At 73.1% G+C, this 25,559-nt stretch carries 23 protein-coding genes; 7 read left to right on the forward strand and 16 right to left on the reverse strand.

Features of this window, described 5'->3' with window-relative positions; translation table 11 throughout:
- Positions 1 to 169 precede the first annotated feature (169 nt).
- Genes CFP66_RS35430 through CFP66_RS35440 form a run of 3 tightly spaced genes read left to right on the forward strand, consistent with a single transcriptional unit; the run spans position 170 to position 3,359 of the window.
- Entirely contained in the window at positions 170 to 901 is a 732-nt protein-coding gene (locus tag CFP66_RS35430; protein WP_094929711.1) for an SDR family NAD(P)-dependent oxidoreductase, read from the forward strand.
- Positions 898 to 2,397: a xylulokinase gene (gene xylB / locus CFP66_RS35435; RefSeq protein ID WP_198961882.1), complete on the forward strand. Its 1,500-nt coding sequence runs from the start codon at positions 898 to 900 to the stop codon at positions 2,395 to 2,397. The genes CFP66_RS35430 and xylB overlap by 4 nt, the downstream gene beginning before the upstream one ends.
- Before the next feature lie 2 nt (positions 2,398 to 2,399).
- Positions 2,400 to 3,359 (forward strand): phosphotriesterase, encoded by a 960-nt coding sequence (locus CFP66_RS35440; RefSeq protein WP_094929806.1) that lies wholly within the window; start codon positions 2,400 to 2,402, stop codon positions 3,357 to 3,359.
- Here CFP66_RS35440 and CFP66_RS35445 read toward each other — a convergent pair.
- Genes CFP66_RS35445 through CFP66_RS35460 form a run of 4 tightly spaced genes read right to left on the reverse strand, consistent with a single transcriptional unit; the run spans position 3,346 to position 5,980 of the window.
- Positions 3,346 to 4,164, reverse strand: coding sequence for a GntR family transcriptional regulator (locus CFP66_RS35445; protein WP_198961883.1), 819 nt, complete (start codon positions 4,162 to 4,164; stop codon positions 3,346 to 3,348). The genes CFP66_RS35440 and CFP66_RS35445 overlap by 14 nt on opposite strands.
- 26 nt (positions 4,165 to 4,190) lie before the next feature.
- Positions 4,191 to 5,207: a zinc-dependent alcohol dehydrogenase family protein gene (locus tag CFP66_RS35450; RefSeq protein WP_094929713.1), complete on the reverse strand. Its 1,017-nt coding sequence runs from the start codon at positions 5,205 to 5,207 to the stop codon at positions 4,191 to 4,193.
- Positions 5,208 to 5,255: 48 nt separating this feature from the next.
- A complete protein-coding gene (locus CFP66_RS35455) occupies positions 5,256 to 5,732 on the reverse strand; it encodes a MarR family winged helix-turn-helix transcriptional regulator (protein WP_233159976.1) in 477 nt (158 codons plus the stop codon).
- Positions 5,733 to 5,776: 44 nt separating this feature from the next.
- Positions 5,777 to 5,980 carry a hypothetical protein gene (locus tag CFP66_RS35460; RefSeq protein ID WP_094929714.1) on the reverse strand — a complete coding sequence of 68 codons (204 nt, stop codon included), beginning with the start codon at positions 5,978 to 5,980 and terminating at the stop codon, positions 5,777 to 5,779.
- A 1,589-nt stretch (positions 5,981 to 7,569) separates the two neighbouring features.
- Between CFP66_RS35460 and CFP66_RS35470 the strand changes: the two genes are divergently transcribed.
- A complete protein-coding gene (locus CFP66_RS35470; RefSeq protein WP_094929716.1) occupies positions 7,570 to 8,841 on the forward strand; it encodes an HNH endonuclease signature motif containing protein in 1,272 nt (423 codons plus the stop codon).
- Between the two features lie 106 nt (positions 8,842 to 8,947).
- Here CFP66_RS35470 and aztD read toward each other — a convergent pair whose 3' ends face one another.
- Genes aztD through aztB form a run of 4 tightly spaced genes read right to left on the reverse strand, consistent with a single transcriptional unit; the run spans position 8,948 to position 13,147 of the window.
- Entirely contained in the window at positions 8,948 to 10,126 is a 1,179-nt protein-coding gene (gene aztD / locus CFP66_RS35475; protein ID WP_094929717.1) for a zinc metallochaperone AztD, read from the reverse strand.
- 44 nt (positions 10,127 to 10,170) lie between these two features.
- Complete coding sequence (aztC, locus tag CFP66_RS35480) at positions 10,171 to 11,085, reverse strand: zinc ABC transporter substrate-binding protein AztC (RefSeq protein WP_094929718.1); 915 nt, start codon at positions 11,083 to 11,085, stop codon at positions 10,171 to 10,173.
- Positions 11,082 to 12,290: a hypothetical protein gene (locus tag CFP66_RS35485; protein ID WP_233159977.1), complete on the reverse strand. Its 1,209-nt coding sequence runs from the start codon at positions 12,288 to 12,290 to the stop codon at positions 11,082 to 11,084. Before CFP66_RS35485 ends, aztC begins: the two co-directional genes overlap by 4 nt.
- On the reverse strand, positions 12,287 to 13,147 hold the full coding sequence (gene aztB, locus CFP66_RS35490; protein WP_094929809.1) for a zinc ABC transporter permease AztB: 861 nt from the start codon (positions 13,145 to 13,147) through the stop codon (positions 12,287 to 12,289). Before aztB ends, CFP66_RS35485 begins: the two co-directional genes overlap by 4 nt.
- 50 nt (positions 13,148 to 13,197) lie before the next feature.
- Between aztB and aztA the strand changes: the two genes are divergently transcribed.
- Entirely contained in the window at positions 13,198 to 13,905 is a 708-nt protein-coding gene (gene aztA / locus CFP66_RS35495) for a zinc ABC transporter ATP-binding protein AztA (RefSeq protein ID WP_233159978.1), read from the forward strand.
- Positions 13,906 to 13,939: 34 nt separating this feature from the next.
- The gene (locus tag CFP66_RS35500) at positions 13,940 to 14,947 is read left to right on the forward strand and encodes a lactonase family protein (protein WP_094929719.1); all 1,008 of its coding nucleotides are present in this window, start codon (positions 13,940 to 13,942) and stop codon (positions 14,945 to 14,947) included.
- A 15-nt stretch (positions 14,948 to 14,962) separates the two neighbouring features.
- Here CFP66_RS35500 and CFP66_RS35505 read toward each other — a convergent pair whose 3' ends face one another.
- Positions 14,963 to 16,450: an alpha/beta hydrolase gene (locus CFP66_RS35505; protein WP_094929720.1), complete on the reverse strand. Its 1,488-nt coding sequence runs from the start codon at positions 16,448 to 16,450 to the stop codon at positions 14,963 to 14,965.
- 89 nt (positions 16,451 to 16,539) lie between these two features.
- Positions 16,540 to 17,328 carry an enoyl-CoA hydratase gene (locus CFP66_RS35510; RefSeq protein ID WP_094929721.1) on the reverse strand — a complete coding sequence of 263 codons (789 nt, stop codon included), beginning with the start codon at positions 17,326 to 17,328 and terminating at the stop codon, positions 16,540 to 16,542.
- Positions 17,329 to 17,485: 157 nt separating this feature from the next.
- Here CFP66_RS35510 and CFP66_RS35515 point away from each other — a divergent pair, with 157 nt between their 5' ends.
- The gene (locus CFP66_RS35515) at positions 17,486 to 18,250 is read left to right on the forward strand and encodes a polysaccharide deacetylase family protein (RefSeq protein WP_198961884.1); all 765 of its coding nucleotides are present in this window, start codon (positions 17,486 to 17,488) and stop codon (positions 18,248 to 18,250) included.
- A gap of 6 nt (positions 18,251 to 18,256) precedes the next feature.
- On the opposite strand, the gene CFP66_RS35520 is transcribed toward CFP66_RS35515, so the two are convergent.
- The 6 genes from CFP66_RS35520 to CFP66_RS35545 form a co-directional block, all read right to left on the reverse strand.
- The gene (locus CFP66_RS35520) at positions 18,257 to 19,324 is read right to left on the reverse strand and encodes a LacI family DNA-binding transcriptional regulator (protein ID WP_094929722.1); all 1,068 of its coding nucleotides are present in this window, start codon (positions 19,322 to 19,324) and stop codon (positions 18,257 to 18,259) included.
- Positions 19,325 to 19,373: 49 nt separating this feature from the next.
- Positions 19,374 to 20,267 carry a carbohydrate ABC transporter permease gene (locus CFP66_RS35525; protein WP_094929723.1) on the reverse strand — a complete coding sequence of 298 codons (894 nt, stop codon included), beginning with the start codon at positions 20,265 to 20,267 and terminating at the stop codon, positions 19,374 to 19,376.
- Positions 20,267 to 21,196: a carbohydrate ABC transporter permease gene (locus CFP66_RS35530; RefSeq protein ID WP_094929724.1), complete on the reverse strand. Its 930-nt coding sequence runs from the start codon at positions 21,194 to 21,196 to the stop codon at positions 20,267 to 20,269. The genes CFP66_RS35525 and CFP66_RS35530 overlap by 1 nt, the downstream gene beginning before the upstream one ends.
- The gene (locus CFP66_RS35535) at positions 21,193 to 22,464 is read right to left on the reverse strand and encodes an ABC transporter substrate-binding protein (RefSeq protein WP_094929725.1); all 1,272 of its coding nucleotides are present in this window, start codon (positions 22,462 to 22,464) and stop codon (positions 21,193 to 21,195) included. The genes CFP66_RS35530 and CFP66_RS35535 overlap by 4 nt, the downstream gene beginning before the upstream one ends.
- A complete protein-coding gene (locus tag CFP66_RS35540) occupies positions 22,464 to 23,996 on the reverse strand; it encodes a sulfatase-like hydrolase/transferase (protein ID WP_198961885.1) in 1,533 nt (510 codons plus the stop codon). The genes CFP66_RS35535 and CFP66_RS35540 overlap by 1 nt, the downstream gene beginning before the upstream one ends.
- 492 nt (positions 23,997 to 24,488) lie before the next feature.
- A complete protein-coding gene (locus CFP66_RS35545) occupies positions 24,489 to 25,547 on the reverse strand; it encodes a LacI family DNA-binding transcriptional regulator (protein ID WP_198961886.1) in 1,059 nt (352 codons plus the stop codon).
- Positions 25,548 to 25,559 lie beyond the last annotated feature (12 nt).

A 25,559-nucleotide genomic window follows, 5' to 3' on the forward strand; every position in this document is an offset into this window, starting at 1 on the left:
ACGCGCTCGTTCTGTAGTGCTGCTACATGACACTGCACAGTCGTCCGCCCCCGTGTCGAGAAGCTACGGTCGGGAGCGGCCGCACGGCCCGAATCATTGCGCCCGGCCGGGCGATGAGCTAGTAGTACTACATCACAGCCCGCCGCGAAACCCCGGGAGAGCGACAACGATGACGAACCGCTTCGAGGGACGGCGTGTCGCCGTCACCGGCGCAGCAGGGGGGATCGGCCTGGCGATCTGCCGCAGCCTCGCCGAGCAGGGTGCGCAGGTGTACGGCCTCGACCTGAAAGGTCTCGACGGCCTGCCCGCAGGCGTCGAGGCGGTGCCGACCGACCTGACCTCGGAGGAGTCCGTCGCCGCCGCGGTGCGCGGCCTCTACGCCGCCGTCGACCGGCCGGTCGACCTGGTGAACTCGGCCGGCATCGTGGAGGACGACGTCGCCGCCGAGGAGATGTCGCTGGACCAGTTCGACCGCGTCATGGCCGTGAACCTGCGCGGCGTGTTCCTGGCCTGCCGCGAGTTCGGGCGGGAGCTGCTCGCCCGCGGGGGCGGCGCCATCGTCACCATCGCGTCCATGTCGGGCAACGCGATCGTCAACCACCCGCAGCGCCAGAGCGCCTACAACACGTCGAAGGCCGCGGTCAGCGCACTGACCAGGTCCTTGGCCGTGGAGTGGGGTCCCCGCGGCGTGCGGCTCAACACGGTCTCGCCGGGTTACGTCAACACGCCGCTGAACAGCCTGAAGACCGACATGCACGCGCAGTGGAAGGGCGAGACGGTGCTCGGCCGGTTCGCGGAGCCGGTGGAGATCGCGCGTGCCGTCGAGTACTTCCTCAGCGAGGACTCGGCGTTCTGCTGCGGCACCGAACTACTCATCGACGGAGGGTTCTCCCTGCGATGACCACCGGAATGATCCTCTCCCACGACCTCGGCACCACCGGCGACAAGGCCACCCTGGTCGACGCCGACGGCCGGGTGGTCGCCGCCGTGACCGCGACCTACGACACCGACTTCGGCCCGCGGGGCAAGGCCGAGCAGGACGCCGAGGCCTGGTGGGACGCGGTCTGCTCGGCCACCCGCCGGCTGCTCGACGATGTACCGGGGGCGGTCGACCGCATCGAGGGCGTCAGCTTCTCCGGGCAGATGATGGGCGCGGTGCTGCTGGACGCCGCGGGCGATCCCGTGCGCCCGGCGATCATCTGGGCCGACACCCGCTCCACGGCGCAGACCGACCGGCTGCTGGAGCGCGTCGGGATGGAGCGCGGCTACCGGATCACCGGGCACCGGCTCAACCCGACCTACTCGCTCACCAAGGTCATGTGGGTGCGCGACACCGAACCGGCGGTGTTCTCCCGGGCCCGCCGCGTCGTGCTCGCGAAGGACTTCGTGGTGCACCGGCTCACCGGGGCGCTCGTCACCGACCCCTCGGACGCGAGCAGCACCAACGCGTTCGACCAGTCCGCGGGCGCGTGGTCGGACGAGCTCATCGAGGCCGCCGGCCTGGACCGGGCCCTGTTCCCGGAGGTCGTGGCGTCCACGACGGAGGTCGGTACGGTGACGGCCGTCGCGGCGGCCCGCACGGGCCTGCGGGCCGGCACCCCGGTCGTCCTCGGCGGCGGTGACGGGCCGATGGCCGCGCTCGGCGCGGGCATCGTCGACGCCGCGTCCGGCGCCTACGCCTACCTCGGCTCGTCGTCCTGGGTCTCGCTCGCCGCCGACGCGCCCCTGCACGACCCGCAGATGCGCTCGATGACCTTCAACCACGTGATCCCCGGCCGGTACGTCCCGACGGCGACGATGCAGGCGGGCGGGGCGTCCCTGCAATGGATCATGGATGTGCTGGCCCCCGGCGAGGAGTCCCGCTACGAGCGGCTGCTCGACGCGGCCGACGGCGTGCAGGCCGCCGAGGACGGCCTCTACTTCCTGCCCCACCTGCTCGGCGAGCGCTCCCCCTACTGGAACCCGCGCGCCCGCGCGGTCTTCGCAGGGCTCGCGCGCCACCACGGGCCCGGGCACCTGGCCCGCGCCGTCGTCGAGGGCGTGGCCTTCAACCTCCGCACCGGGCTGCTGGCGTTCCTGGAGAACGGCGCGTCGATCGAGCGGATCGACGCGATCGGCGGCGCCGCCAACGCCGCTCCGCTGCTGCGGATCTTCGCCGACGTCTGGGGTGTGCCGGTACGCCGCCGCACGCTGGTGGACGAGGCGACGGCCCTGGGTGCGGCGGTCGTCGGCGGGGTGGGTGTCGGCCTGTTCGACGACTTCGCGGTGGCGCGGCGGATGTCGGAGCAGGCGGCGCCGTGCGTCCCCGACGCGGCGGCGCACGCGCGCTACCGGGGCGAACACGCGGTGTTCCTCGACGCCTACCGGCGGCTGGAACCGTGGTTCGAGACCCTGTGAGCGTGGTCCGCCCCCTTGTCCGCACGGTCCTGGGAGACGTTCCGGCCACGGCGCTGGGGCGTTGCGACTACCACGAGCACCTCTTCCAGACCTCTCCGCTGCTCCCGGGCGACGAGCTCGACGACGAGACCGCGAGCGGCGCCGAAGCGGTGTCGCTGCATCGAGCGGGCATCGGCGCGATGGTCGAGGCCACCCCCACCGGCCTCGGCCGCGACCCGGCCGCCGTGGCCCGGATCAGCGCGGCCACCGGGCTGGTCGTCGTGCACGTCACCGGAGCGCACCGCAGCGAGCACTACCGCGAGGGCCATCGGCTCACCGGGCTCTCCGAGGCCGCCCTCGCCGCGCGCTTCGCCGCCGACGTCCGCGACGGGCTCCCGGCGGCGGAGGGTGCGACGGACGGCCCGGTGGCCACCGCCCCGGACGGGGCCCCGGTACGCGCGGGGATGGTCAAGGCCGGCGTCGGCTACTGGCGGATCGACGCCTTCGAGCGGCGGGTGCTGGCCGCGGGCGCCGCCACCGCGAACGCGACGGGTGTCGCGATGATGGTGCACCTGGAGCACGGCTCGGCGGCGTGGGAGGTGCTCGACGTGCTGGCCGCGGCCGGGCTGTCCGCCGAGCGCGTGGTGCTGGCGCACGCCGATCGCAACCTCGACCCCGGGCTGCACGCCGAGCTGACCCGCGCCGGTGCGTACCTGGGCTACGACGGGATGGCCCGGCACCGCGAGGCACCGGACGCCGCGATCCTCGACTGCCTCGAGCAGGTGCTGACCCGCGGCGATCCCCGCCGGTTGCTGCTGGGCGGGGACGTGGCCCGGCGCAGCCGCTACCGCGCCTACGGGGGCATCCCCGGTCTCGACTACCTGCCGGTGCGGTTCCTGCCCCGCGTCCGGCAACGCGTCGGGGACGACGTGCTCGACCTGCTCCTGGTCACCAACCCCGCTCGGGTGCTCACCCTGACGTGACGCCGGTCTCCGTGACGATCATCGACGGGCGGGACGCGAGGCTGGGCTCGCGCACCAGGTCGACCTCGAACCGGCTGCGGTCACCGCGGTGGTAGGCCACGAAGCTCTCCACCGGCCTGCCGCCGGCATCGACGCTGAGGCTGCGCAGGACCAGCACCGGCGCGCCCACCGCGATCCCGAGCGCGCCCGTGAGCGGCGGGCGGCCCACCATCGCCTCCACCGAACGGCGGCCGCGGGCGAGCCGCACCCCGTAGGTCTGCTCGAGCACCGCGTAGAGCGAGCGGTCGGTGAGGTCCTCGTGCTCGAGACCCGGCGCGAGGTCGTAGGGCAGGTGCGTCACCGTGAGCACCCAGGGCTGCCCCTCGACGAACCGCAGGCGCTCCAGCAGCACGACCGGCGCGTCGGGAGCGAGCTGCAGGTCGGCGGCCACCTGGCTGTCGGCGGGCACGACCTTCAGGGTGCGCACCTCGCTGCGCAGGTGCGCCCCGCGCGCGGCCACGTCCTCGAAGAGCCCGGTGAGGGACTGCACGAGCCCCTCGGCCGTCTTCGGTCGGGCGACGTAGGTGCCCTTGCCCTTCACCCGCTCGATGACGCCCTCGAACTCGAGCTCCGTGAGCGCCTGGCGCACGACCGTGCGCGACACGTCGTAGGTCTCGCACAGGGCGTTGTCGCCCGGCAGCAGATCGCCGGGCTGCAGCCCGCGGCGCGCGATCTCGCCCACCAGGAGCTGCTTGAGCTGGTGGTAGTACGGCAACGCCGACGTGCGGTCGATGCGGCCGCCGTCGGCAGCTCCCCCGCTCGACACCGCTTCCCGCCCTTCCCCGGACCTCGCTACGGCCGCATCACCGCTTTGACACAGGCGCGGTCCTGCAGCGCCGCCAGTGCGTCCCCGTACTCGTCCAGCCCGAAGCGGTGCGTGATGATGCCATCGGCGATGACACGACCGGACCGCAGCGCCTGCAATGCGCGGTCGAAACTGTACGCCTGCGAGAACGAGCCCTTGATGACCAACTCGCGGCGGAAGACCTCGTAGGGCGACACGGTCATCCGCGCCGACTCGTCGGCCATCCCGTAGACGAACACGGTGCCGCCGTCCCGGGTCAGCGCGGTGCACCGTTCCAGCACGCCGACCGCCCCGGTGGCGTCGACCACCACGTCGAACCCCTCGGGCGACAGCGCCCGCAGCTGCTCCAGCGCGGCGTCGGGGCGCTCGCGGTCCATCTCCACGGTCCGGTCCGCTCCGTGGCGCGCCGCGATCTCCAGCTTGAACGCGGTGGGGGCCGCTACCGTCACCCGGCTCGCCCCGGAGTAGCGCAGCAGCTGGGCGAGCAGGAGGCCGGTGGGCCCCGCCCCGAACACGAGCACATCGCTGCCCGGTCGCAGGTCCAGGACGTCGAGGCCGTGGATCACACACGCGAGCGGCTCGGTCAGGACGGCCACCTCGGGCTCGAGGTCGTCGACGGGATGGCACTTCCCGGCGGGCGCGACGAGGTACTCCGCGAACCCTCCCGGGGCGTTGACGCCCTGCGCGACCAGGTCGCGGCAGAACGCCGGGCGTGCGCGACGGCAGCTGCTGCACACCCCGCAGGACCGCATGTTGTCGACCACGACCCGCCGGCCCGCGCGCAGATCGGTGACACCCGTACCCACCTCGTCGACATCGCCGACGATCTCGTGGCCGGGGATCAACGGGTAGACCGGGTCGAACTGGCCGTCGTGCAGGTGCCCGTCCGTGCCGCAGACGCCCGCGGCGGTGACCCGCAGACGCACCTCGCCGGGCCCGGCATGAGGCTCGGGAACGTCCGAGACCGTGAACTCGCGGGGCTTCTCGTAGCGAACGGCCTTCACGGTCGGGACGCTATCACCTGTTGTAACAGGATGAGCGGATCCGCGCGCTCAGTCCGAGGTCGTCCACCCCAGCGCCCAGGCGGCCGGCTCGGGCACCTCGCCGCCCGCCGCGGCGAAGGAGCGCAGCACGGGGGCCAGCGCCTCGCGCTCGTGTGCGGGCATGCGGGCCAGCACCTCGGCGATCGCCGCCCGCCGGTGGCCCATGACGCGCTCGACGAGGTCGCGGCCCGCCACCGTCAGCTCGAGCAGGAGGTGGCGGCGGTCGGCGGGATCGTCACGCCGGTCGAGCAGGCCCGCCGCGACGAGGCGGTCGCACGCGCGCGTGGCGTTGGACAGGTGGACGTCGAGCCCCTGAGCGACAGCCCCGAGGTGCAGCGGGCCGCGGCTGGCGACGATCACGAGCACCCGCAGCTGCGGCAACGTCACGACGTCCTCGACCAGCGCCACCGAGCGCGCGCTGAGCGCCACGAGCAGGCGCGCGGCTCTCATCACCGCGGAGACCTCGTCGCTGCCGGGATCGGCCACGGCACCAGTCTGCCGATGCGCGGACCGGCACCCCGCGATCCCGGCTACGCGGACCCCTCGGAGCCGCGGATCCGATCACAGGTGGCCTCGACCTCGGCCCACGCCTTGCGGACCTCGGGGTCGTCGGCCATCCACCGCTCGGCTTCCGAGGCAGCGGCCTTGTCGCCGTTCGCCGCGAGGACGTGCAGCTCGACCAGCTGGTCCTTCCAGTCCCGGTCCTGCGCCGGGCGCGCTTGTGCAGCACTCATGGCACAACGGTTGCGCATCCGCAAGCAATGGGGAAGCCAGGACGCGCCGGATGTGAGCGGTGTCTCCCGACGAGCTCAGAACGCGCCCGTGAGCAGCCGGGCGCGGACCTCCCGGCCGAGGACGTGGCCGGGCACGAACGCCTCGCATCGGCGACCGCCATTCCCGTCGCGGCCAGGGAGTCGATCATGGAGCGCATCCCACAGCTGCGGGCGATCACCCGCGACCAGATCCGAACGTGGCGGTCGCTGCTCTTCGGCACCCTGTCCGATCGGATCGGGCGCAAGCCGGTGATCCTGTTCGCATCGCGTTCTCCGCAGTCTTCGTCATCCCGTACTTCTGGATCATCGACGGGGACCGCTCTCCGCTCACGATCACGCTGGCCGTCGTCGCCTGCCTCGGGGTCGGTGTCTGCACGGCCGCCGAGCACGCCTCTGCCCTGAGCGCGTCGGCGCGTGCCTGCGGTGGGCCGGCGCCAGACCGACGCATGACCGGGTTCGGTTCGTGATCAGCGCGGAGAGAGGGCTACTCCTCACCCGCCGGCTCGCCGTCATGATCGCCACGGCACTGCTCATGGCCGCGCGTGTTTCGCATTCCACGTCCGTTTCATGATCAGATAGACGTGAGAGGGATTCGGGGAAGATCCAACCCCTCTCACGTCTATATGGTCATGGAATCTCCTGTGGGCGCGCCGTTCCCGGCTCGCTGCCACTGCCCCACGCCTTCGGTCCAGGTCTTCCGTGAAATCGGCCGGTTCCCCCTACTCCTGCCCGTCGGCGGGGTGGCCGGGTTGGCACAACTGCCGAATATCGTGGCTGGCCGGGCGGCCGTCCCCGATGCGGGCCCAGGCCCGTCCGGACGAGCCCGCCCCTGCTGCGTGCTCGCGCACCTTGCGGTGGTCCCGTTCCACCCCTTCCAGATGATCATCGGGCCGGTTCGAGGCGTGTTCACCCCTCATGATCGGCGGGATTGGGACATGGGCTGCAGGGGTGCGGTTCGTGTCCCCGGTGCGCTGATCAAGGGCGTCGTCGGAGGGGTTCGGGGACGGCACCACCGCCGGTCGAGTGGCACCCGGCTGCGACGGGCTCGTCGTGGACAGGCCTGGGCCCGTGTCGGGGACGACTGCCCAGCCGACCACGATATTCGTGGGTTGCGCCCAACCCGGCCGTCCTCGGCGCGGGGGGTCGGGGTCGGCGCCGAACCGACTGCGAGTGAGACCCAGCTACGGGGTGAGGCAGGAGGCGTCGAGCCGGGAACGGCGCGCCCACGGCAAACCGGGCTACGAGGCAGGACCCCGGGGAGGCCGGTCGCGGGGCGCGGGGGCGCCGGGACGCCGGGACGCCGGGACGCCGGGACGCCGGGACGGCGGGACGCCGGGACGGCGGGACGCTCACGCTCGCTGTGTCCGGTCATGCCCCCGGATTCGTGTCGCGCACCCCGCCGACGGGTGGCCTGGGGCGGAGAAGGGGTGCACGGGCGGGGTGGATGCGGACCGGTCGCTGCGCCCTCCGCTGCACCGTTCACTATTGCAAATGGTGGACCACCCGAACAGACCCATGCCATCGAACACCTGTTCGACTAAACTCGGGGTATGTCCGCAGTCGCCGCCGCATACGAACGCCTCCACGAGGCGATCGAGGATTTGCGGACGGCTGCGGAATCCGCTCTGGCCTCGGACAATGAGCTGCTGTCGGTGTTGTCGGTGACCGAAGGTGTGTCGCGGCAGTTGGATTACGTGACCGTCTCCACCACTGCCGCGCTGCAACGGCGCGGCACGTTCGCCGAACGCGGCTATCGCAAACCCGAAGGCGCGTTGACCGACTTGCTGGGATGCGACTCCTACGAGGCGCGCCGCCGCGTGGTGGCCGCGGAGCAGGCGTGCGAGCAGATCGGGTTCGACGGCACCGTGCTGCCCGCCCGGCTCCCGGCGACGGGGAAGGCGTTCGCGGCCGGTCAGGCCGGGCTGCGTCACGTCGAGGTCATCGCCGCCCTTCTCAACACCCCCGAGGCCGGGCGGATCACCGACTGGCAGCGGGCCGGGTTGGAAGAGCAGCTGGCCGGTATGGCCGCCGAATACTCGCCCGGGCAACTACGCAAGCTGGGCACCCAGCTCCTGGAAGCGCTCGACGGCGACGGTCCCGAGCCTGATGACAATCCGCCGGAGCCGGTCAACCGGCTGCAGGTCCGTAAGCGTCGCGACGGGTCGGGCGGGACGATCAGCGGGCAGTTCGACGATGCGGCGATGTTCGATGCGATCGCCACTGTGATCGGTGCCAAGGCGAAGCCCCTCGGCCGCGATGATCAACGATCGACGGGGCAGCGTCAGGCCGAGGCCCTCGCCGATGCGTGTGGGTTCGTCCTCGCTCACGCCGATCACGCCACCCTCCCCGACGCCGGCGGGCGGCGGCCGCACCTGAACGTGTTGATCCGGCTCGAGGACCTCGAAACCCGCGCCCGCTCGGCGATGCTCGACTTCGGCGGCCGCATGAGCCCCGCCTCGCTACGGATGCTGGCCTGCGACGCCGCGGTCGTACCCATCGTCATGAACGGCGCCGGGCAACCCCTGGACGTGGGGCGCTCCACCCGGGTGATCCCCGACGGGTTGCGCAGGGCGGTCACCGCCCGGGATCGTGGATGCGCGCACCCGGGCTGCGACCGGACACCTTCTTGGTGCGAAATCCACCATATCTGGGAGTGGGAGTACGGCGGGCCCACCGAACTGGGCAACCTGGTGAGTTTGTGCAAGGTGCACCACCGCTTGATCCACGATTCTGGGTGGGTGGTGCGGATCCGTGACGGGTTACCGGAGTTCATCCCGCCGAAATGGATCGACCCGGATCAGAAACCCCGCCGGAATCCGTAGCACACGCTCCTCGACGTGGACGGATGGGGGCGGGCATCGCCGGCCCGTGCACGCCGCGGACCGTGATCGGTCCGCGGCGCGTCTAGCAGACACGGCCGGGGCGGGCTCAGTGGGCTGCCAGCACCCCGCTCAGCTCGTTCGGGGTCGACGGAAGCGTTCCGGTCGCCGTCACCGTGCCTGCCGCGAGGTCGACGGCGTGCACCGCGTTCTCCGCCGGGTCGCTCACGTAGGCCGTGGCACCGCGCACGAAGATCGCCGGCCGCGGCTGCTGCCACTCGATCGGCTCCTGCCACGGCTCGATCACCGGGATCGTCCGCGTCACGGCGCCGGCCGCGGGGTCGATCACGTGGATGTGCCCGTCGGTGCCGAGCACGAGCCCCTCCCCCTGCGGCCCGCGGGCGAGCGAGCGGAACGTGTAGCTGGTGCCGAGGTCCACCAGGCGCAGGGTCGCGTCGGTGGTGTCGATCAGCGAGACCGCCGTGGGGCGCTCGAGCTCGGCGTCCGGGTCCTGCTTGTAGTCCCCGAGCGTGATCGGGGACGCGTCGGAGCCCGCCTGGTTGCCGATGCGGCCGTACGGCGTCGGGCTGGTGATCTTGGTGATCGCGCCGTCCCGGTAGACCAGCGCGCCGGTCTCGCAGCCGATCACGACGGCCTCGCCCTGCGCGGTTGCCTCGCCGTGCACGCCGGGGCAGTTTTCGTTGCGGGCGATCTCCTGGCGCTGCGCGTCGAGCACGACGATGCCGGGGCGCTCCTCCTCGTTGCCCACCGTTGTCACCAGCTCGCCGTTCGCCAGCTCGACGGCGACGCCGTGGTGCGGCTCGGGCGTCGTGTACTCCTGCACGCTCGGCGCGCCGGTCCCGAACGTGGCCGGGTCGATCACCCGGACCTGGCCGGTGCCGTCGGTGAACAGGACGGTGCGGCCGGCGTGGCGCACGACGTGGCCCGGCTCGGCGCCCGGGAACCGCACGTCGGTGAGGGTCGCGGCCCCGGCGTCGAGCACCTGGAAACCCTCGGAGGTCGAGACGATGACGTGCCGGTCGTCGCCCGCGGGGCTGACGCGGTTGAAGCCGGGGAGCGGGATGTCCGCGGCCACGGCCAAGGTGGTGCCGTCGAGCACGTGGAAACCACCGTCGTAGGTGGTCACCAGTGGCTCGGCGACGGTGGGCGCGGGTTGCGCGGGCGCAGGCGCGGCGGCCTGCGGTTCCTCGGAACCGGCGCCGGAACCGCAGGCCGCGAGGACCAGCGCTCCGGCGGCGAGTGCCGCGACGCGTACGGGGAGGGGCATGCGATCGCCTTTCGTTCTTCTACTCGGTTTCGGGGGGTACGGCCTCAGGGCGTCGCGCCGAGGCCGCGCGCGATCGCGTCGGCGTTGGCGCGCATCATTTCCAGGTAGGTCGCCGCGCCACCGCCCTCGTCGGTCAGCGACTCGGAGAACAGCGGGATCACCGCCACCTGCACGCCGGCGCGGTCGGCGAGCACGCGGGCGAGGCGGTCGGGTTGGGAGGAGTCGGCGAACACGGCCGGCACGCCCGCGGTGCGCACCGCGGTGGCGAGCGACTCCAGGTCCGAGGCGCTCGGTGAGGCCAGCGTCGTCCCGCTCGGGATGACCGCGCCCACCACCTCGAAGCCGTAGCGCTCGGCGAGGTAGCCGAACACGTGGTGGTTGGTCACCAACTTGCGCCGTTCCGCCGGGATGCGCGCGAACTGCGCGGTCAGCGCGGCGTCGAGCTCGTCGACGGCGGCGCCGTAGCGTGCGGCGTTCGCACGGACCGCCGCCTCGTCGACGCCCTCGACGTGCGCGACCACCTCGTCGGCCACGAGGTCGACCACGCGGCGGACGCGCTGCGGGTCGGTCCAGAAGTGCGGGTCCGGATGCCCGGCGCTGCCGTCGGTGGCGAAGGCGATCGGGTCGACGGCCTCGGCCGCGGCGAACGTCGCGACGCCGGCGGCGCGGGCGGCGTCGACGTGGCGCTGCACGCCCTCCTCCAGGCCCAGGCCGTTGTGCACGACGAGCCCTGCGCGTTCGAGCCGCGCGGCCTGCTGGGCGGAGACGCCGAACGAGTGCGGGTCGGCGTTCGGCGCCATCAGCACCGTGACCTCCGCCTGGTCGCCGACGATCTGGCGGGTGACGTCGCCGAGGATGTTGGTCGTCACGACGACCGAGCGCTCCTGCTCCGCTTCCCCGCACCCGGCGAGGGCGAGCAGCAGCACCCCGACGAGGGCTGCGAGCGCACGCCGCCTCATCGCCCGGTCTCCACCATGCGGCTCGGCGTCCCGCCGAGGTCGAAGGTGCGGGCCACGCGCAGGGCGTCGGCGTAGTCGATCTCGTGGATCACGCCGGCGGCCGGGTCGTTGACGTAGGCGCGGGAGGTGTCGACCTCGATGCGGACGCCCGGCGCGACCGGGGCGGTGAGCAGTGGCGTGGCCGCGAGCTCCGCCCCGGATGCGGGGTCGAGGGCGTGCAGCACGCCGTCCGCGGTGAGCGTGAGCAGTGCCGTGCCCGCGCCTGCGCTGTTCACGGCCGCGACCGGGCCGGTGTCGTGGCGGGTCCAGGTCCGGGCGGTGACGTCCAGCGCCCAGATACCGGCCTCCCCCGCCCGGGCCGTGAGCAGCGCGCTACCCGGGCGGTGCCGGAACTCGCGAACGCGCTCGTCGGCGGTCACCGCCTGCGGGTAGGGGATCTTCTCCCCGGCGAACGCGCCGTCGGAGCCGCTCACCAGCAGCGCCCCGTCGGCGCACCCGAACACCACGCCGCGCCGGGTGACGGCGGCGCCCTCCAGCGCAGGACACGGCTCGTCGATCGTCGCGACCGGCGCCCCGGCCCGGTCGTGCACCGCGACGCCCGACCCGAACTGCTGCCCCGGCTCGGCCACCGACGCCAGCACGTGCCCCTCGTACGGGACGGCCGGGCCGCGGTGCGGCGTCCGGGGGATCGTCGCGAGCTCGACGACAGCGCCCTCGTCGAGGCGGGCGCGGTCGAGCAGCGCGACGGTGCCGTCGGCGAGGGCGAGCGCGGTGACGGCCTGGTCGGCGTGCACCGCGACGGGGTCGGCGCCGGGCACCGACCCGACCTCCCGCACCGCGGCCCGGTAGTAGTGCGTGTGGTCGCCGTGGTCGACGGTCCAGGAGCCGCTGTCGACGATGCGCACCGAGCCGTCGTCGCTCGCGAGGTAGGCGTGGCGCCCGTCGCCGGTCACCGACCCGACGCCGTCGACCCGGCCCGCCTCGACCACCTCCTCGGTGGCGAGGTCGAGCACGCGGACGGCGCCCGCCGCGTCGGCGACGACGAGGCGCGACTGCACCTCGGCCGTCTCCTCGGCGCCGGCCACGTAGCCGTGGGGCGCCTCGGGCGCGGGCTCCTCGGCGGGCGCGCCGCAGGCCACGGCGACGGCGGCCGTGGCGGCCAGGACGGTGGCGCGGTAGAGCGGTGTTCGGGAATGCGCGATCACGCGCGAACCTCCTCGGGGGACGCCACGGTGGCGCCGACGGACAGCCGACCTCGCAGGTGCGAGGCCAGCGCGGAGACGAAGAACAGGGAGACCGCGGCCGCGGCGATGGTCGCGCCCGCGGCCGTGCCGGCGTGCCAGGAGACGACGAGCCCCAGCACGGTGGAGGCGCAACCGACCAGCGCGGCGCCGAGCATGATCGTGGCGACGCGGCGGGCCCACAGGAGCGCGGCGGCCGGCGGGGCGATGAGCAGACCGAAGACCAGCAGCGTGCCGACCACCCGGAACGACGCCACGATCGCCAGCGTCACCAGGGCGAGCAGCACGCCGTGCGCGACGCCCGGCGCCAGCCCGAGGGTGCGGGCCTTGCGCGCGTCGAACGCCAGCGCGAGGAACGCGCGGTGGCCGAGCAGGGAGACGACCGCGGCGACGGCGAGCGCGGCGCCGAGTTGCCACAGGTCCGCAGGCCCGACCGCGAGGACGTCGCCGAACAGGAACCCGGTGAGGTCCACGGCGAACGAGTCGGAGTGCGAGACGATGATCACTCCGACCGAGAGCATGCCGACGAACAGCAGGCCGATCGCGGTGTCGCGGGAGACGCGGCGGGAGCGGCCGACCAGCGCGACGCCTGCCACCATCACGCCCGCGCTCAGCGCGGCGCCCAGCAGGACGCTCTGCCCGGTCAGCGACGCGAGCGCCACCCCGGGCAGGAGCCCGTGCGACACCGCCTCGCCCAGGAACGCCATCCCGCGCAGGACGACCCAGGTGCCGACGAGCGCGCACACGAGGGACACGAGGACCCCGGCCACCAACGCCCGCCGGACGAACGACACCTCGAACGGGACGAGCAGCCACTCCAGCACGCCGGGTACCTTAACGACATCGATTTCCGTTATCGAGAGGCTGTGAGATGAGCGACGGCGAGATGAACGACGGCGAGATGAGCGACGACGAGATCCACGACGCGATCCGGGTCCGCGACCTCGTCGCCGGGCACGGCGACCCCGCCCTGCACGGGATCCGCACGGCGATCCCCCGGGCCGTCATCACCGCCGTCCTCGGCCCCAACGGCGCGGGCAAGTCGACACTGCTGGACGTGCTGGCCGGCGTGCTCACCCCGGTCGCGGGCGTGGTGGAACGGCTCGGGAACGCCCGCCCTGCCTACGTCGTGCAGCGCAGCACGGCCCCCGAGACGCTGCCGATCACCGCGCGGGCCACCGTCACGATGGGCCGCTGGGCCACCCGCGGGCCGTGGCGGCGGCTCACCGCGCGCGACCGCGGCGTCGTGGCGGACTGCCTGGAGCGCCTCGGCGTCACCGACCTCGCCGACCGCCCGCTCGGCGCCCTGTCCGGCGGGCAGCGCCAGCGGGTGCTGGTCGCGCAGGGGCTGGCCCAGGAGTCGGACCTGCTGCTGCTCGACGAGCCCGCCGCCGGCCTCGACGCGCAGGCCCGCGTCCGGATCGACGAGGCACTCCGGCAGGCGGCCGCCGACGGCGTCACCGTCGTCCGCGTGACCCACGACCCGGACGTCGCGGCCGGGGCCGACCACTGCCTGCTGCTGCGCGACGGCCGGCTGGTGGGCGAGGGACCTCCGGCGCAGGTGCTCCCGGCCGCGTGATCCGATACTCGCGGACCGCAGCGAAGGGACACCCATGTCGTCGGCTTTCTGGATCGGCACCTACACCGGCGCGGCCGGGAACGGGCGCGGCATCTACCGCGCGGACCGCTCCCCCGACGGCGTCCTCGAGGCCCCCGTGCTCGCCGTCGAGGTGGACAGCCCCTCCTACCTGGCGGCGCGCGGCAGCGCGCTGTACGCGGTGAGCGAGCAGGACCCCGGCGCCGTGCTCGCCTTCGACGCCGCCGGAGGCCGGTTGCGCCCGACCGGCTCCGCGGCCGTCGCCGCCGCGCCGTGCCACCTCGCGGCGGGCGAGGGCGTCGTCGTGGCTGCGAGCTACGGCACGGGCGAGGTCAGCGCCCACCCGCTGACCGACGGCAGGCTCGACGGGCCCGTCTCCACGGTGCCCGGGCACGGCAGCGGGCCGCGATCGGACCGCCAGGAGGGGCCGCACGCCCACGCGGTGGCGTTCGCCCCCGACGCCACCGTGCTCAGCACGGACCTCGGCGCCGACCTGCTGCGCGCCCACCGCGTCGAGGGCGGGAATCTCCGCCCCGTCGCCGACATCCCGCTGCCCGCCGGCTGCGGCCCGCGGCACATGGTGATCCACCCCGACGGCACGGTGTTCGTCCTGACCGAGCTCGGGCGCACCGTAATCGCACTGACGCCGGGCGCCGGGTACGCCGACCTGCGGATCCGCGCCGAGACGCCGGTGACCGTGGCCGCCACGGACGACGGCTCCTCGGGCGCGGCCATCCGGCTCGGTGCCGGCGGGCGTTTCGTCTACACCTCCACCCGCGGCGCCGACGTGATCACCACGCACGAGGTCACCGACGTGGGCCTGCGCCCGGTGGTCGACACCCCCTGCGGCGGGACCTGGCCCCGCGACATCTGGGTGGACGGCGGGTGGCTGCACGTCGCGAACGAGCGGTCCGACGAGATCAGCACGTTCCGGCTCGACCCGGCCACCGGCGTGCCGGAGCTCGTGGGGTCGCAGGTCGTTCCGTCCCCGGTGTGCGTCGTGGCGGCCGCCGATCGGGCGTGACCAGTCGTGGGGCGCTCACCCATCGCAGAACGTGTCCTGGTCAGGGCGGTGGCCGGTCAGGAGGAAGGTGGTCACGTGGCGGTCGCCGCAGGCGTTGCCGGTCCTCGCGTAGGAACCGTGGCCGGTGGCGTCGACGGTGATCATCCGTGCCCGGTCACCGAGGGCCTCGCGCATCCGGAGGGCTCCGGAGTGCGGGGTGGCGGGGTCGCGCAGGTTCTGCACCAGCAGCACGTTGGACGGGCCCCGTGAGGTGATCTCCACGGGCGGTTCGGCCGGCCCGCCGTTCCAGAACGCGCAGGCCGTGACGTTCACCGGCATGCCCGCGGTCAACGGGTGGCGCTCCCGGCTCGTGGCGACGCTGCGGGCGTAGTGGTCGATGTCGGTGGGCCAGGCGACGTCGTTGCAGATGGTCGCCGCGATCACGGCCGCCGAGTTCTGCACCACCTCGTCGGGCGCGGTCTTCGCCGCGGGGAGCGCGGTGCCGTCCAGGGCTGCGCGCATCAGCTCGGCCAACGCCGGGTATCGGTCGGGCGCGTAGAGGGCGTCCAACAGCGTCTGCCGCAGCACGTTGCCCGACAGCTGCGGCGGGTTGGCGCCCGGCCACGGGACGGGCTCGCGGTCCAGGCGGGCGGCGAGATCCAGGAACAGCGGCCGCACCTGCTCGGGAGCGTCGGCCAGATGCTGCGGGTTGGTCGGGTCGGCCGCCCACCGCGCGAAGCTGGGAAAGGCGTCCTCGACCCCGACCGCGTAATTCGCCAGCCAGCCGCGGGCCACCCGCGTCGGGTCCGGGTCGTCCACGCTGTCGAGCACCACGCGGTCGGTGCGTTCGGGGAACAGCTGGGCGTAGACGGCGCCGGCGTAGGTTCCGTACGACACGCCCCACAGCGAGATCCGGGCCTCCCCCAGCGCTCGCCGGATGTGGTCGATGTCGCGGGCCTCGTTCGCCGTGCTGATCTCGTCGAGCAGCGGGCCACCGTGGGCTGCGCAGGCGTCGGCCAGGCGTTGCGCGGTCGCCGCGTTCTCCGCGATCTCCCCGTCGGCGCCGGGCCAGGAGCGCAGCTTCACCAGGGACAGGTCCTCGCCGGCCAGGTCGCAGCTGATCGGGGAGGACTTCGCGACCCCGCGCGGGTCGAAGCTGACCAGGTCGTAGGCGTCCAGCACCTCCGGGGGAAGGCTGCGGGCGGCGGTGGTCGGGTCGGACAGCCCCGGCTCCCCCGGCCCTCCGGGCACCAGCAGCAGCGTGCCGCGGCGCGTCGCGGGGTCAGCGGCGGGGATGCGGGAGATCACGAGGTCGATGCGCTCGCCACGAGGATCGTCGTGGTCCAGTGGCACCTCCAGCGTGGCGCACTCCTGCCGCGGGTCGAGCCCCGCGCCCACGCACGCGCTCCACGACGGAGCGGCCGGCGCGTGGCCGACGGGGTCCGCCGCTGCGCGCAGCGGCACTGCGGCGAGGAGAACGGCGGTGGTGGCGGCCAGCAGCGCACCTGTGCGCTTCGTCGTCATGCCGTCGAGCGTGACGGGGCGCGAGCGGCGAACCCACCCGGCAGACCCGCCGACCGACCAGGGGGGCTGGCCCCACCTCGCGCGGCCGGTCAGCCGCGCTTGCGCGCGAGGAACCGCTGCATGCGTTCCTGCGGCTCGCCGGTCTCGAACGCCGCACCGAACTCGGCGACGCTCGCCTCGACCGCCTCGCAGAGGCCCTGCTCCTCCCACTCCCGCAGCAGGCGCTTCTGCTGCCGCACGACCAAGGGCCCGAAGCCGGCGAGGCGTTCCGCGGCCCGCCGCACGGCGTCGTCGAGCTGATCGGCCTCGACGACCTGGTCTACGAGACCCCAGTCGAGCGCTGTGCGGGCGTCGACGGTCTCGCCGGTGAGGATCAACCGGCGGGCGCGGGCCGCGCCGACCAGCCGCGGCAGCAGGGCGGCGTGGATCACCGACGGGATGCCGACCTCGATCTCCGGCATCGCGAAGCGGCCCTCGGTGCTACTGATCCGCAGGTCGCAGGCCATCGCGAGCTCGAGCGCGCCGCCGAGGCACCAGCCGGGGATACGTGCGAGGACCGGCACCGGGAAGGTCCGGACCGTCTCGCAGAGACGCGCGAGGCGTCGGATGAACGCGCGCGCCGAGCCGGGCTCGAGGCGCGCCATCTCGTGGACGTCGGCGCCCGCGCTGAACGCCCGGTCCCCGCTGCCGCGCAGCACCAGCACCCGCAGCTCGGGACGGGCGGCCAGGTCGTCGAGCAGGCCCGTGAGGCGCTCGACGACCGGCGTGGCCAGGATGTTCAACCCCTTCGCGTCCCGGAACGTCAACGTCGCGACGCCGGCTCCGTCGACGTCGACCTCTACGTGGCGGGATGCACCACCCCGGTGGTCGTCGGTCATGCCGATGCTCCTTCCGCTGTTCCGTCGAGCATGATCCTCGCCCCGTCACGGACCCGGCCGGGATTGCGAAGCCGTTCCCTGACCCACCGGCGCGTCGAGCGCCCTCGCGTCACCCGATCGGGTAGATCTCGTCCCCGGCCGAGCGTGCGGAGGCGGGATGCGAGCACTGACGCGATTCGAGATCCGCGCCTGCGCGCTCGCCCTGCTCGCGCACGGCCTCATCACCCCGCTCGTCCCGCAGCAGTCGGCGGTCCTACAGCCCGTGGCGGCCTCCGGCGTGGGGATCGCGGTGGACGCCGGCGCGGCGACCGGCTCGCTGATCGCACCCCCATCCGTCCCCGCGGTCGTCACCGGGGTGGAGGACGCTTCGCCGATTGCCCGGACCGTCGCCCTCACGTTCGACGACGGTCCGGACCCCCGTTGGACGCCCCAGGTGCTGGACCTGCTGACCCGCCACCACGCCGTGGCCACCTTCTGCATCGTCGGCGAGAACGCGATGCGCCATCCGGAGCTGGTCCGGGCGATCGTCGATGCCGGGATGCAGCTGTGCGACCACAGCCATCGGCATGAGATCGACCCGTCGAGGCCCGGAGCGGGAATGGCCCACGACGAACTCGCGGAACTCGCCGGAACCGATGTGCCCTGGTTCCGGGCGCCCGGAGGCGTGTGGTCCGCAGGTGTACAACAGGCGGCGGGCACACACGGCATGCGTCCGCTCGGCTGGAGCGTCGACTCCCGGGACTGGACCAGACCCGGGGTCGACGCGATCGTCGAGCAGGTGCAGCAGCAGATGAGCCCTGGCGCGGTGGCGCTCCTGCACGACGGCGGCGGGCCCCGCGACCAGACGGTCGCGGCGCTGGCGCAACTCCTGCCTTGGCTCGCGTCACGGTGCTACGTGACCACGTTCCCGGACGGCGGCTAGAACCCCTCAGGGCGCCGCGCGGCCGAACGGGAGCGTTGCGTCGTCCACCGCGGCGGGTGCGACGAACGCCGCGCCCCCTACGCCGGCGGTGCTCTCCCGCACCACCAGCTCGAACCCGGCGGGGATCTCGCGGGGCTCGGAGCTGCATCCCTGCTGCGCCGCGAGCGAGGCGACGGCGGCCCGGGCCACCGCCGCGCGATCCGGGGAGATCGAGGTCAGGGTCGGGGTGGACGCCCGCCCGTAGGGGATGTCGTCGAAGCCGACCACGGCCACGTCCTCGGGCACGCGCAGCCCGTGCAGGTGCAGGGAGCGGATGGCGCCCAGCGCCACCCAGTCGGTGACGCAGAAGACGGCGTCCGGACGCGGCACCGACCGTGCCAGCAGGGCGTTCATGGCGGCCTCGCCCGCTTCGCCGAGGTTGCGCGGGACGGGCTCGACGAGGAGGGGATCCACTTCGAGACCGCGCTCCGCCAGGGCCGCGGCGTAGCCGTCGAAACGCCGGTTCGTCGTCGCCACGCCCTCGGGGCCGATCATCGCGACGCGCCGGCGGCCGAGGTCGAGCAGGTGCGACACCGCGAGCTTCCCGGCCGCCACGTTGTCCACGACGATGTGGTCGGCCAGGCCGCCGGTGGCGCGCTCGCCCAGCAGCACGAGCGGCGTCCGGTCGCTGCGCTGCCCGATCTCCTCGGCCGTGACGCCCTCCGGGCTGAACACCAGCCCGTCGACGCGCTGCGCGAACCGGCCCGACAGGACGGCCCGCTCCTTCTCGGCGTCGCCACGGGTCTGCTGGATCAGCACGACCCAGCCCTGCTCCTCGGCCGCCTCGAGCACGTGCATCGACAGCGAGGCGAAGTAGGGCATGTCCAGCTGCGGCACGACCAGGGCGATCATCCCGGCGCGGCCGCGGGCGAGGTTGCGCGCCGAGAGGTTGGGCCGGTAGCCCACCTCCTCGATCGCCGCGAGGACCTTGGTCCGCATCGCCTCCGAGACGTGGACGTACCCGTTGATGACGTTGGAGACCGTCTTCATCGAGACGCCGGCCCGGTCGGCGACGTCCTGCAGGCGCGGCTTCATCGGGGCGGCGCACCGCGAGCGAGCATGGCGCCCAGGATAGGGGCGCCCGTCACTTCAGACCCGTGTGCGCCATCCCGGCCACGATCTTGCGCTGGAAGGAGACGAAGACGATGACGACCGGGACGAGGGTGACCACGCTCATCGCGAACATCTGGCCCCATTCCGACTCGCCCGAGGCGTCCAGGAACGAGCGCAGCGCCAGCGGCACCGTCAGGTTCTCCGGGCTGGACAGGTAGATGAGCTGGCTGAAGAAGTCGTTGTAGGTCCAGATGAACGAGAAGATCGCGGTGGTGACCAGTGCGGGCTTCAGCAGCGGCAGCACGATGCGCAGGTAGATCTGGAACGGGCCGCAGCCGTCGATGCGTGCCGCCTCGTACAGCTCCCGGGGCAGCCCGCGGATGAACTGCACCATCAGGAACACGAAGAACGCGTCGGTGGCGAGGAACTTCGGCACCACCAGCGGCAGGAACGTGTCGATCCACCCGAGGTCGCGGAAGATCGCGTACTGCGCGATGAGGGTGACGTGGTGCGGCAGCATGATCGTGGCGAGCATCAGCGCGAAGAACGGCCCGCTCCCGATGAAGCGCATCCGGGCGAACGCGTACGCCGCCAGCGAGCAGGACACGAGGTTGCCGATCACCACGCCGGCGCACACGAGCAGCGAGTTCAGCAGGTAGACCCAGAACGGCAGGCCCGGCCCGTCCCAGCCGTCGACGTAGTTGGCCACCGAGGGCGCCACGGGCACCAGCGACGAGGACGTGAAGATCTCGGCCTGCGACTTGAACGAGCTCGCGAGCATCCAGAGCACCGGGTAGAGCATCACGAGCGCGCCCAGCACGAGCCCGGCGTGGGCGAGCAGCCGGCCGCGACGCCGGCGGGGCGCCTTGCCGGGCGGCGCGGGCGCCGGCGGCTCCGTGGTCCGGACCTGCAGGATCGAGGTCATCAGCGCAGCCCTCCCGGCTCGTCCTCGGAGTACACCCAGTACCGGCGGAGCAGGAAGTTCAGGCCCGTCAGGACACCGATGATCAGCAGCAGGACCCAGGCCAGCGCCGCGGCGTAGCCCATCTCGAAACTGCCGAACGCCCGCTGGTACAGGTAGAGCGTGTAGAACAGCGTGGAGTCCGACGGCCCGCCGCTGCCGCCGGAGACGATGAACGCCGGCGTGAACGCCTGGAACGCCCCGATCGTCTGCAGCACCAGGTTGAAGAAGATGATCGGGCTCAGCAGCGGCAGCGTGATCCGCACGAACCGCTGCACCGCGTTCGCCCCGTCGATCGTCGCCGCCTCGTAGACGTCGTCGGGGATCTGGCGCAGGCCGGCGAGGAAGATCACCATCGGCGCCCCGAACTGCCACACCCGCAGCACCACGAGCGTGAGCAGCGAGTACTCCGGGGTGGATATCCAGCCGGGGCCGTCGATGCCCACGATCGCGAGCACGTCGTTGACCAGGCCGTCCCGGCCGAAGATCTGGCGCCACAGGATCGCGACGGCCACGCTGCCGCCCAGCAGGCTGGGCAGGTAGTAGATGGCGCGGTAGGTGGCCAGCCCGCGCAGCCCCCGGTTGAGCACGACCGCCACGAGCAGCGCGAACACCAGCTCCAGCGGCACCGACAGCGCCACGTAGAGGAAGGTCACCCGCAGCGAGGCGTGGAACCGCTCGTCGGTCAGCAGCCGCGCGTAGTTGTCCACGCCGGCCCACTGCGGATCGCCGAGCAGGGAGTAGTCGGTGAACGAGTAGTACAGGGACAGGAGCATCGGCCCGAGCGTGATGCCGAGCATCCCGACGATCCACGGGGCGAGGAACGCGTACGCGGGGAGGCTCTTGCGCAGCCGGGTGACCGTCGTGTCGCGGTGCACCGCGGGGGCGGTCATGACGACAGGACCCGGTCCGCCTCGTCGGCGAAGTCCGCGGCGGCCCGCGCCGGGTCGGACTCCCCGAAGCCGACCTCCTCGTTCACCCGCTGGAACGTCGTCTTCAGCTCGCCGTAGCCCTGCGGCCAGGCCGCCGGCGGCGGGCCGACCTGCCCGCTGATCGACTCCACGAACGCGACGGCCTTGCCGGCGGCGGAGCTCGGGTCGGCCGCCAGCCGCTCGCGCGCGCGGGCCGACGGCGGGATCCCCAGCGTGACGCCGATGGCGTCGATCGCCCGGTCGTCGTTGACGAGGAAGTCGATCACCTGGGCCGCCCGCTCGGCGTCGCCGGTCTCGGACGAGACGCACCAGAAGTCGAGCGCCTTGGTGTACTGCCCGGCGAGCGATCCGTCGGGCCCGGCCGGGATCGCGACGACCTCGAGCGTGTCCTGCACCAGCGGCTGGAAGAAGGTGGCCTGCTGCACCCAGCCGAACTGGATCGGCGAGCGCCCCGCCACCAGGGTCGAGGTCTCGAAGGTCCGGGACTCGGCGGTGATGTCGGCGGGCGGCGCCACGCCGTCGCGGCGCAGCTCGTCCCAGAAGGTGAACCACTCCTCGAGCACGTCGCGCCCCACGGCCGGCGCGCCGTCCGCGGTGAAGGTGTCGGTGCCGTGCTGGCGCGCGAAGACGTCGAAGATCTCCAGGTTGCCGCCGGGGTCGGAGGTCCCGAAGCGCCCGTCACCCGCGGCCGCGGCGAAGGAGCGCGCGAACTGCGCGAACTGCTCCCACGTCGTGCCCGGCTGCGGGACGGCGAGGCCGAGCGCCTCGACCTGCGTCCGGTTGACGAACGTGGCCTGCGTGATCGTGCTCTGCCCGATCCCGTAGACGCTGCCGTCGATCGTGCCGCTGTCGGCCACGGTGGGGTCGAGGTCCCCGGTCCGGATACCGGCGTCGCCCAGGTCGAGCAGCGCGCCGCGCTTCGCGTACTCGCTGAAGTAGCTCATGGACATCCGGAAGACGTCGGGCGCCTGCGCGCCCGCGGCCTGGGTGGCCAGCTTGTCCCAGTAGTCCGCGAAGGCCGCTTTCTCCGCGGCGAGCTGCGCGTCCGGGTGGTCACCGGAGAAGGCGGCGAGCGCCTTGTCCAGCGCCTCGTGCACCGGCGCTCCGCCGTACCAGGCGACCCGCAGGCCCGAGCCCGATCCACCGCCGCACCCGCTGACGGCGGTGGCGGCGAGCAGGGCGGCGCCCAGCCCGAGGAACCCCCGCCGGTCCATCACGTGTCGAGTCATCAGAGATCCCTGCTTCCCGTCGTCGTCGAGGGGCGAGTCGTCGAGGAGCGGGCCTGCTCGGCCCAACGCCAGTTGTGGGGGACGGTCTTCGCCCGGTACGCCCCGGTGGGCAGGTCGTCGGCGACCCGCACCATCCAGCGCGCGAGCCGCACGAGCAGCGCGTCGCGGACCTGCGCCCACTCCGCGTCGTCGAAGTGGTCGTCCAGCTCGGCCGGGTCGGCGTCGAGGTCGTAGAGCTCGCCGTTGCCCTCGCCGTCCATCAGCAGCTTGTGCCGCCCCAGGCGCACCATCCGCTGGCCGCCGCTCTGCGTCACCGAGTTCAGCTCGTCGAACGTCGCGCCCTCGTAGGGGAAGTGCAGCGGCGGGCGCTCGTCGACCCCGTAGGGGACGCCGCCGTATCCGAGCTCGGCGTAGACGCTGTCGAACTCCTCGGCCGGCGGATCCTCCCCCGCGAGCAGCGGCGCCAGGCTGCGTCCCTGCACTCCCTCGGGCACCGGCGCGCCGGCCAGCGCGCACAGCGTCGGCAGCACGTCGACCATGGACACCAGCTCCGACCGCCGCTGCGCCGCGATGCCGGGACCGGTGAACTGCAACGGGATCCGCAGCAGGCACTCCGGCATGCCGGCGCCCTTGCGCTGCAGCCCGTACTCACCGACGTAGTCGCCGTGGTCGGCGAGGAACACGATCACCGTGTTGTCCGCCCGCGGGCCGAGGTGCGCCACGAGCCGGCGGATCTGGTCGTCCAGCAGCCGGAGCATGCCCAGGTAGTTGGCGCGGTAGCGGCGCCACGCGTCGTCGTAGCCCGGTCGCTTCTCCTCGATCAGGGCGCGCAGCCACCGGTACTTCTCGGACCTGCCCGCGATCGCCTCGGGGCCGGCGATCCGCTCGGGGACCTCGCCCTCGGCGAACAGCCCGAAGTAGGGCTCCGGGACCTGGTAGGGGTTGTGCGGCTCGGGGAACGAGGCCCACAGGAACATCGGCCGCTCGAGGTCGGCCTCGTCCATCGCCTCGATCGCCCCCGACGCGATGCGGTGGGGCAGCTGGCACTCGAGCGGGAACGGCGTCGGCTCGGGGTGCACACCGTGGTCGAGCCCGTGCAGCCACACGTCGAACGCCGCCTCCTCCTCGCTGCGGCCGTCCGCCGGACCGTTGGTGTGCATGAAGGGGCCGCGGAAGGAGTCGAAGTCGTCCGGGCCGCGGTGCATGTGCGGCTTGCCGACGAAGTGCGTGCTGTAGCCGGCCTTGCGGACGACGTCGAGCATGTCCTCGGCGAAGGTGGCCGCGCCGGGCGTGCTGTTCTGCCGCACCCGGTGGGCCGTCGGGAAGCGCCCGGTCAGCAGGCTCGTGCGGGCCGGGACGCAGGCCGGGTAGCTGGTGTAGGCGCCGGAGAACGCTGTGCCCCGCGCGGCCAGCGAGTCGACGAACGGCATGGTGTCCAGGCCGAAGCCACCGGCCGCGGTGAAGTCGGCGCGCTGCTGGTCGGTCATGATCAGCAGGATGTTCGGCGCCGGGGAGCGCTCCGGGACTGACAACGTCGTCTCCGCATCGGTGGGATCAAGGCGACAGCCGGTCGGGCCGTCGTGTCTGGCGGATTTCTAGCAGCGATTTACAGCGCTGTAAAGTCATGCCGAAGAGCCCTCCCCCATGAACCCGCGAGTCGCGCCACCAGACACGCGAGTCGCGCCACCAACACCGCGAGTCGCGCCACCAGACACACAAGTCGCGCCACCAACACCGCGAGTCGCGCCACCAGGTGCACGAGTCGCGCCACCAATCCCGCGAGTCGGGTCCCGGGTGCGCGCGAGGCGGCCCGACCGGGGGCAGTGATCGTGGTGAGCCGCACCTCAGGGCTCCGGGGTGCACTCTGCCGTGCTGATCGGACGGATCACCGGGCGGTGATCGTCGTCAGAAGTACGTGAGTGCTCCGGGGCCGCTGGGGTGTACTTCTCGGACGGATCACCGGGGGCCGCGGCCCCCGGTCTGACGCGGACGGGCCCGGCCGCCCGCTGACCGGGCAGTTCGATCTACGGCTGGAGCGCTGCGCCGTCCGGCCGCCCGCCGGTCGACTCCCGCACCACCAGCCGGTGCTCGATCATCGTGCGCCCGGCGCCCTGCGCGCGGGACCCGTCGAGCCGCCCGACCAGGATGTCCAGGGCGGCACGGGCGATCCGCCGCCGGTCGAGGTGCACGGAGGTGAGGGTCGGGTTGGCGTAGGCGGCCTCGGAGACGTCGTCGAACCCGACGACGGCGACGTCGTCGGGTACGCGCAGGCCGTGCATCCGCAGGGCGTGCATCACGCCGATCGCGAGCATGTCGCTGAAGCAGAACACCGCATCGGGTGGCCGGGGGGCCGCGAGGAGCTGCTCGGCGGCCTCCACGCCGTGGTGGCGTTGCAGGCGCCGCGTGCGCACGACCAGGCCATCGTCGGAGAGGCCTGCGTCGATCATCGCCGCCTGGTAGCCGCGCAGCCGCAGCGACCCGGTGCTCGTGGCGTCGTCCAGCGGAGCACCGACAGTGGCGATCCGGCGCCGCCCCAGCTGCAGCAGGTGCTCGGTGGCCTCGCGCGCCGCGGCGACGTTGTCGATGGCGACGTGGTCGACGGAGGCGGGAAGCTCCCGCTCGCCGAGCAGCACCATCGGGACGCTGCGCGCAGCGGCCGCGATGCTCGCGGGATCCATCGCGAGCGGGCTCATGATGAGGCCGTCGATCACGTGGTGGCGCAGCCCGCGGGCGATGAGCGCTTCGCGGTCCTGTTCGCCGTGGGTCTCGTCGATGAGGATCGTGAACCCGCGCTCGGCCGCGGCGTCGGTGAGGTGGCTGGCCAGCTCGGCGAAGTACGGCGCCGACAGGTTCGGCACCGCGAGGGCGATCACGCCCGTGCGGCCGGTGCGCAGCGTCCGGGCGGCGGAGTTGGGCACGTAGCCCAGCAGGGCGACCGCGCGCTCGACCTTCGCGCGCAGCTCGGGCGAGACCTCCGCGTAGCCGCCGAGGACGTTCGACACCGACTTCTGCGAGACCCCGGCGACGCGCGCGACGTCGACCATCCGGGGCCGCGCGGACGACGCGACGCGATCGACGTCCATTCGGCTCCTTTC

It is taken from the genome of Pseudonocardia sp. MH-G8, from assembly GCF_002262885.1.
Classification (GTDB): domain Bacteria; phylum Actinomycetota; class Actinomycetes; order Mycobacteriales; family Pseudonocardiaceae; genus Pseudonocardia.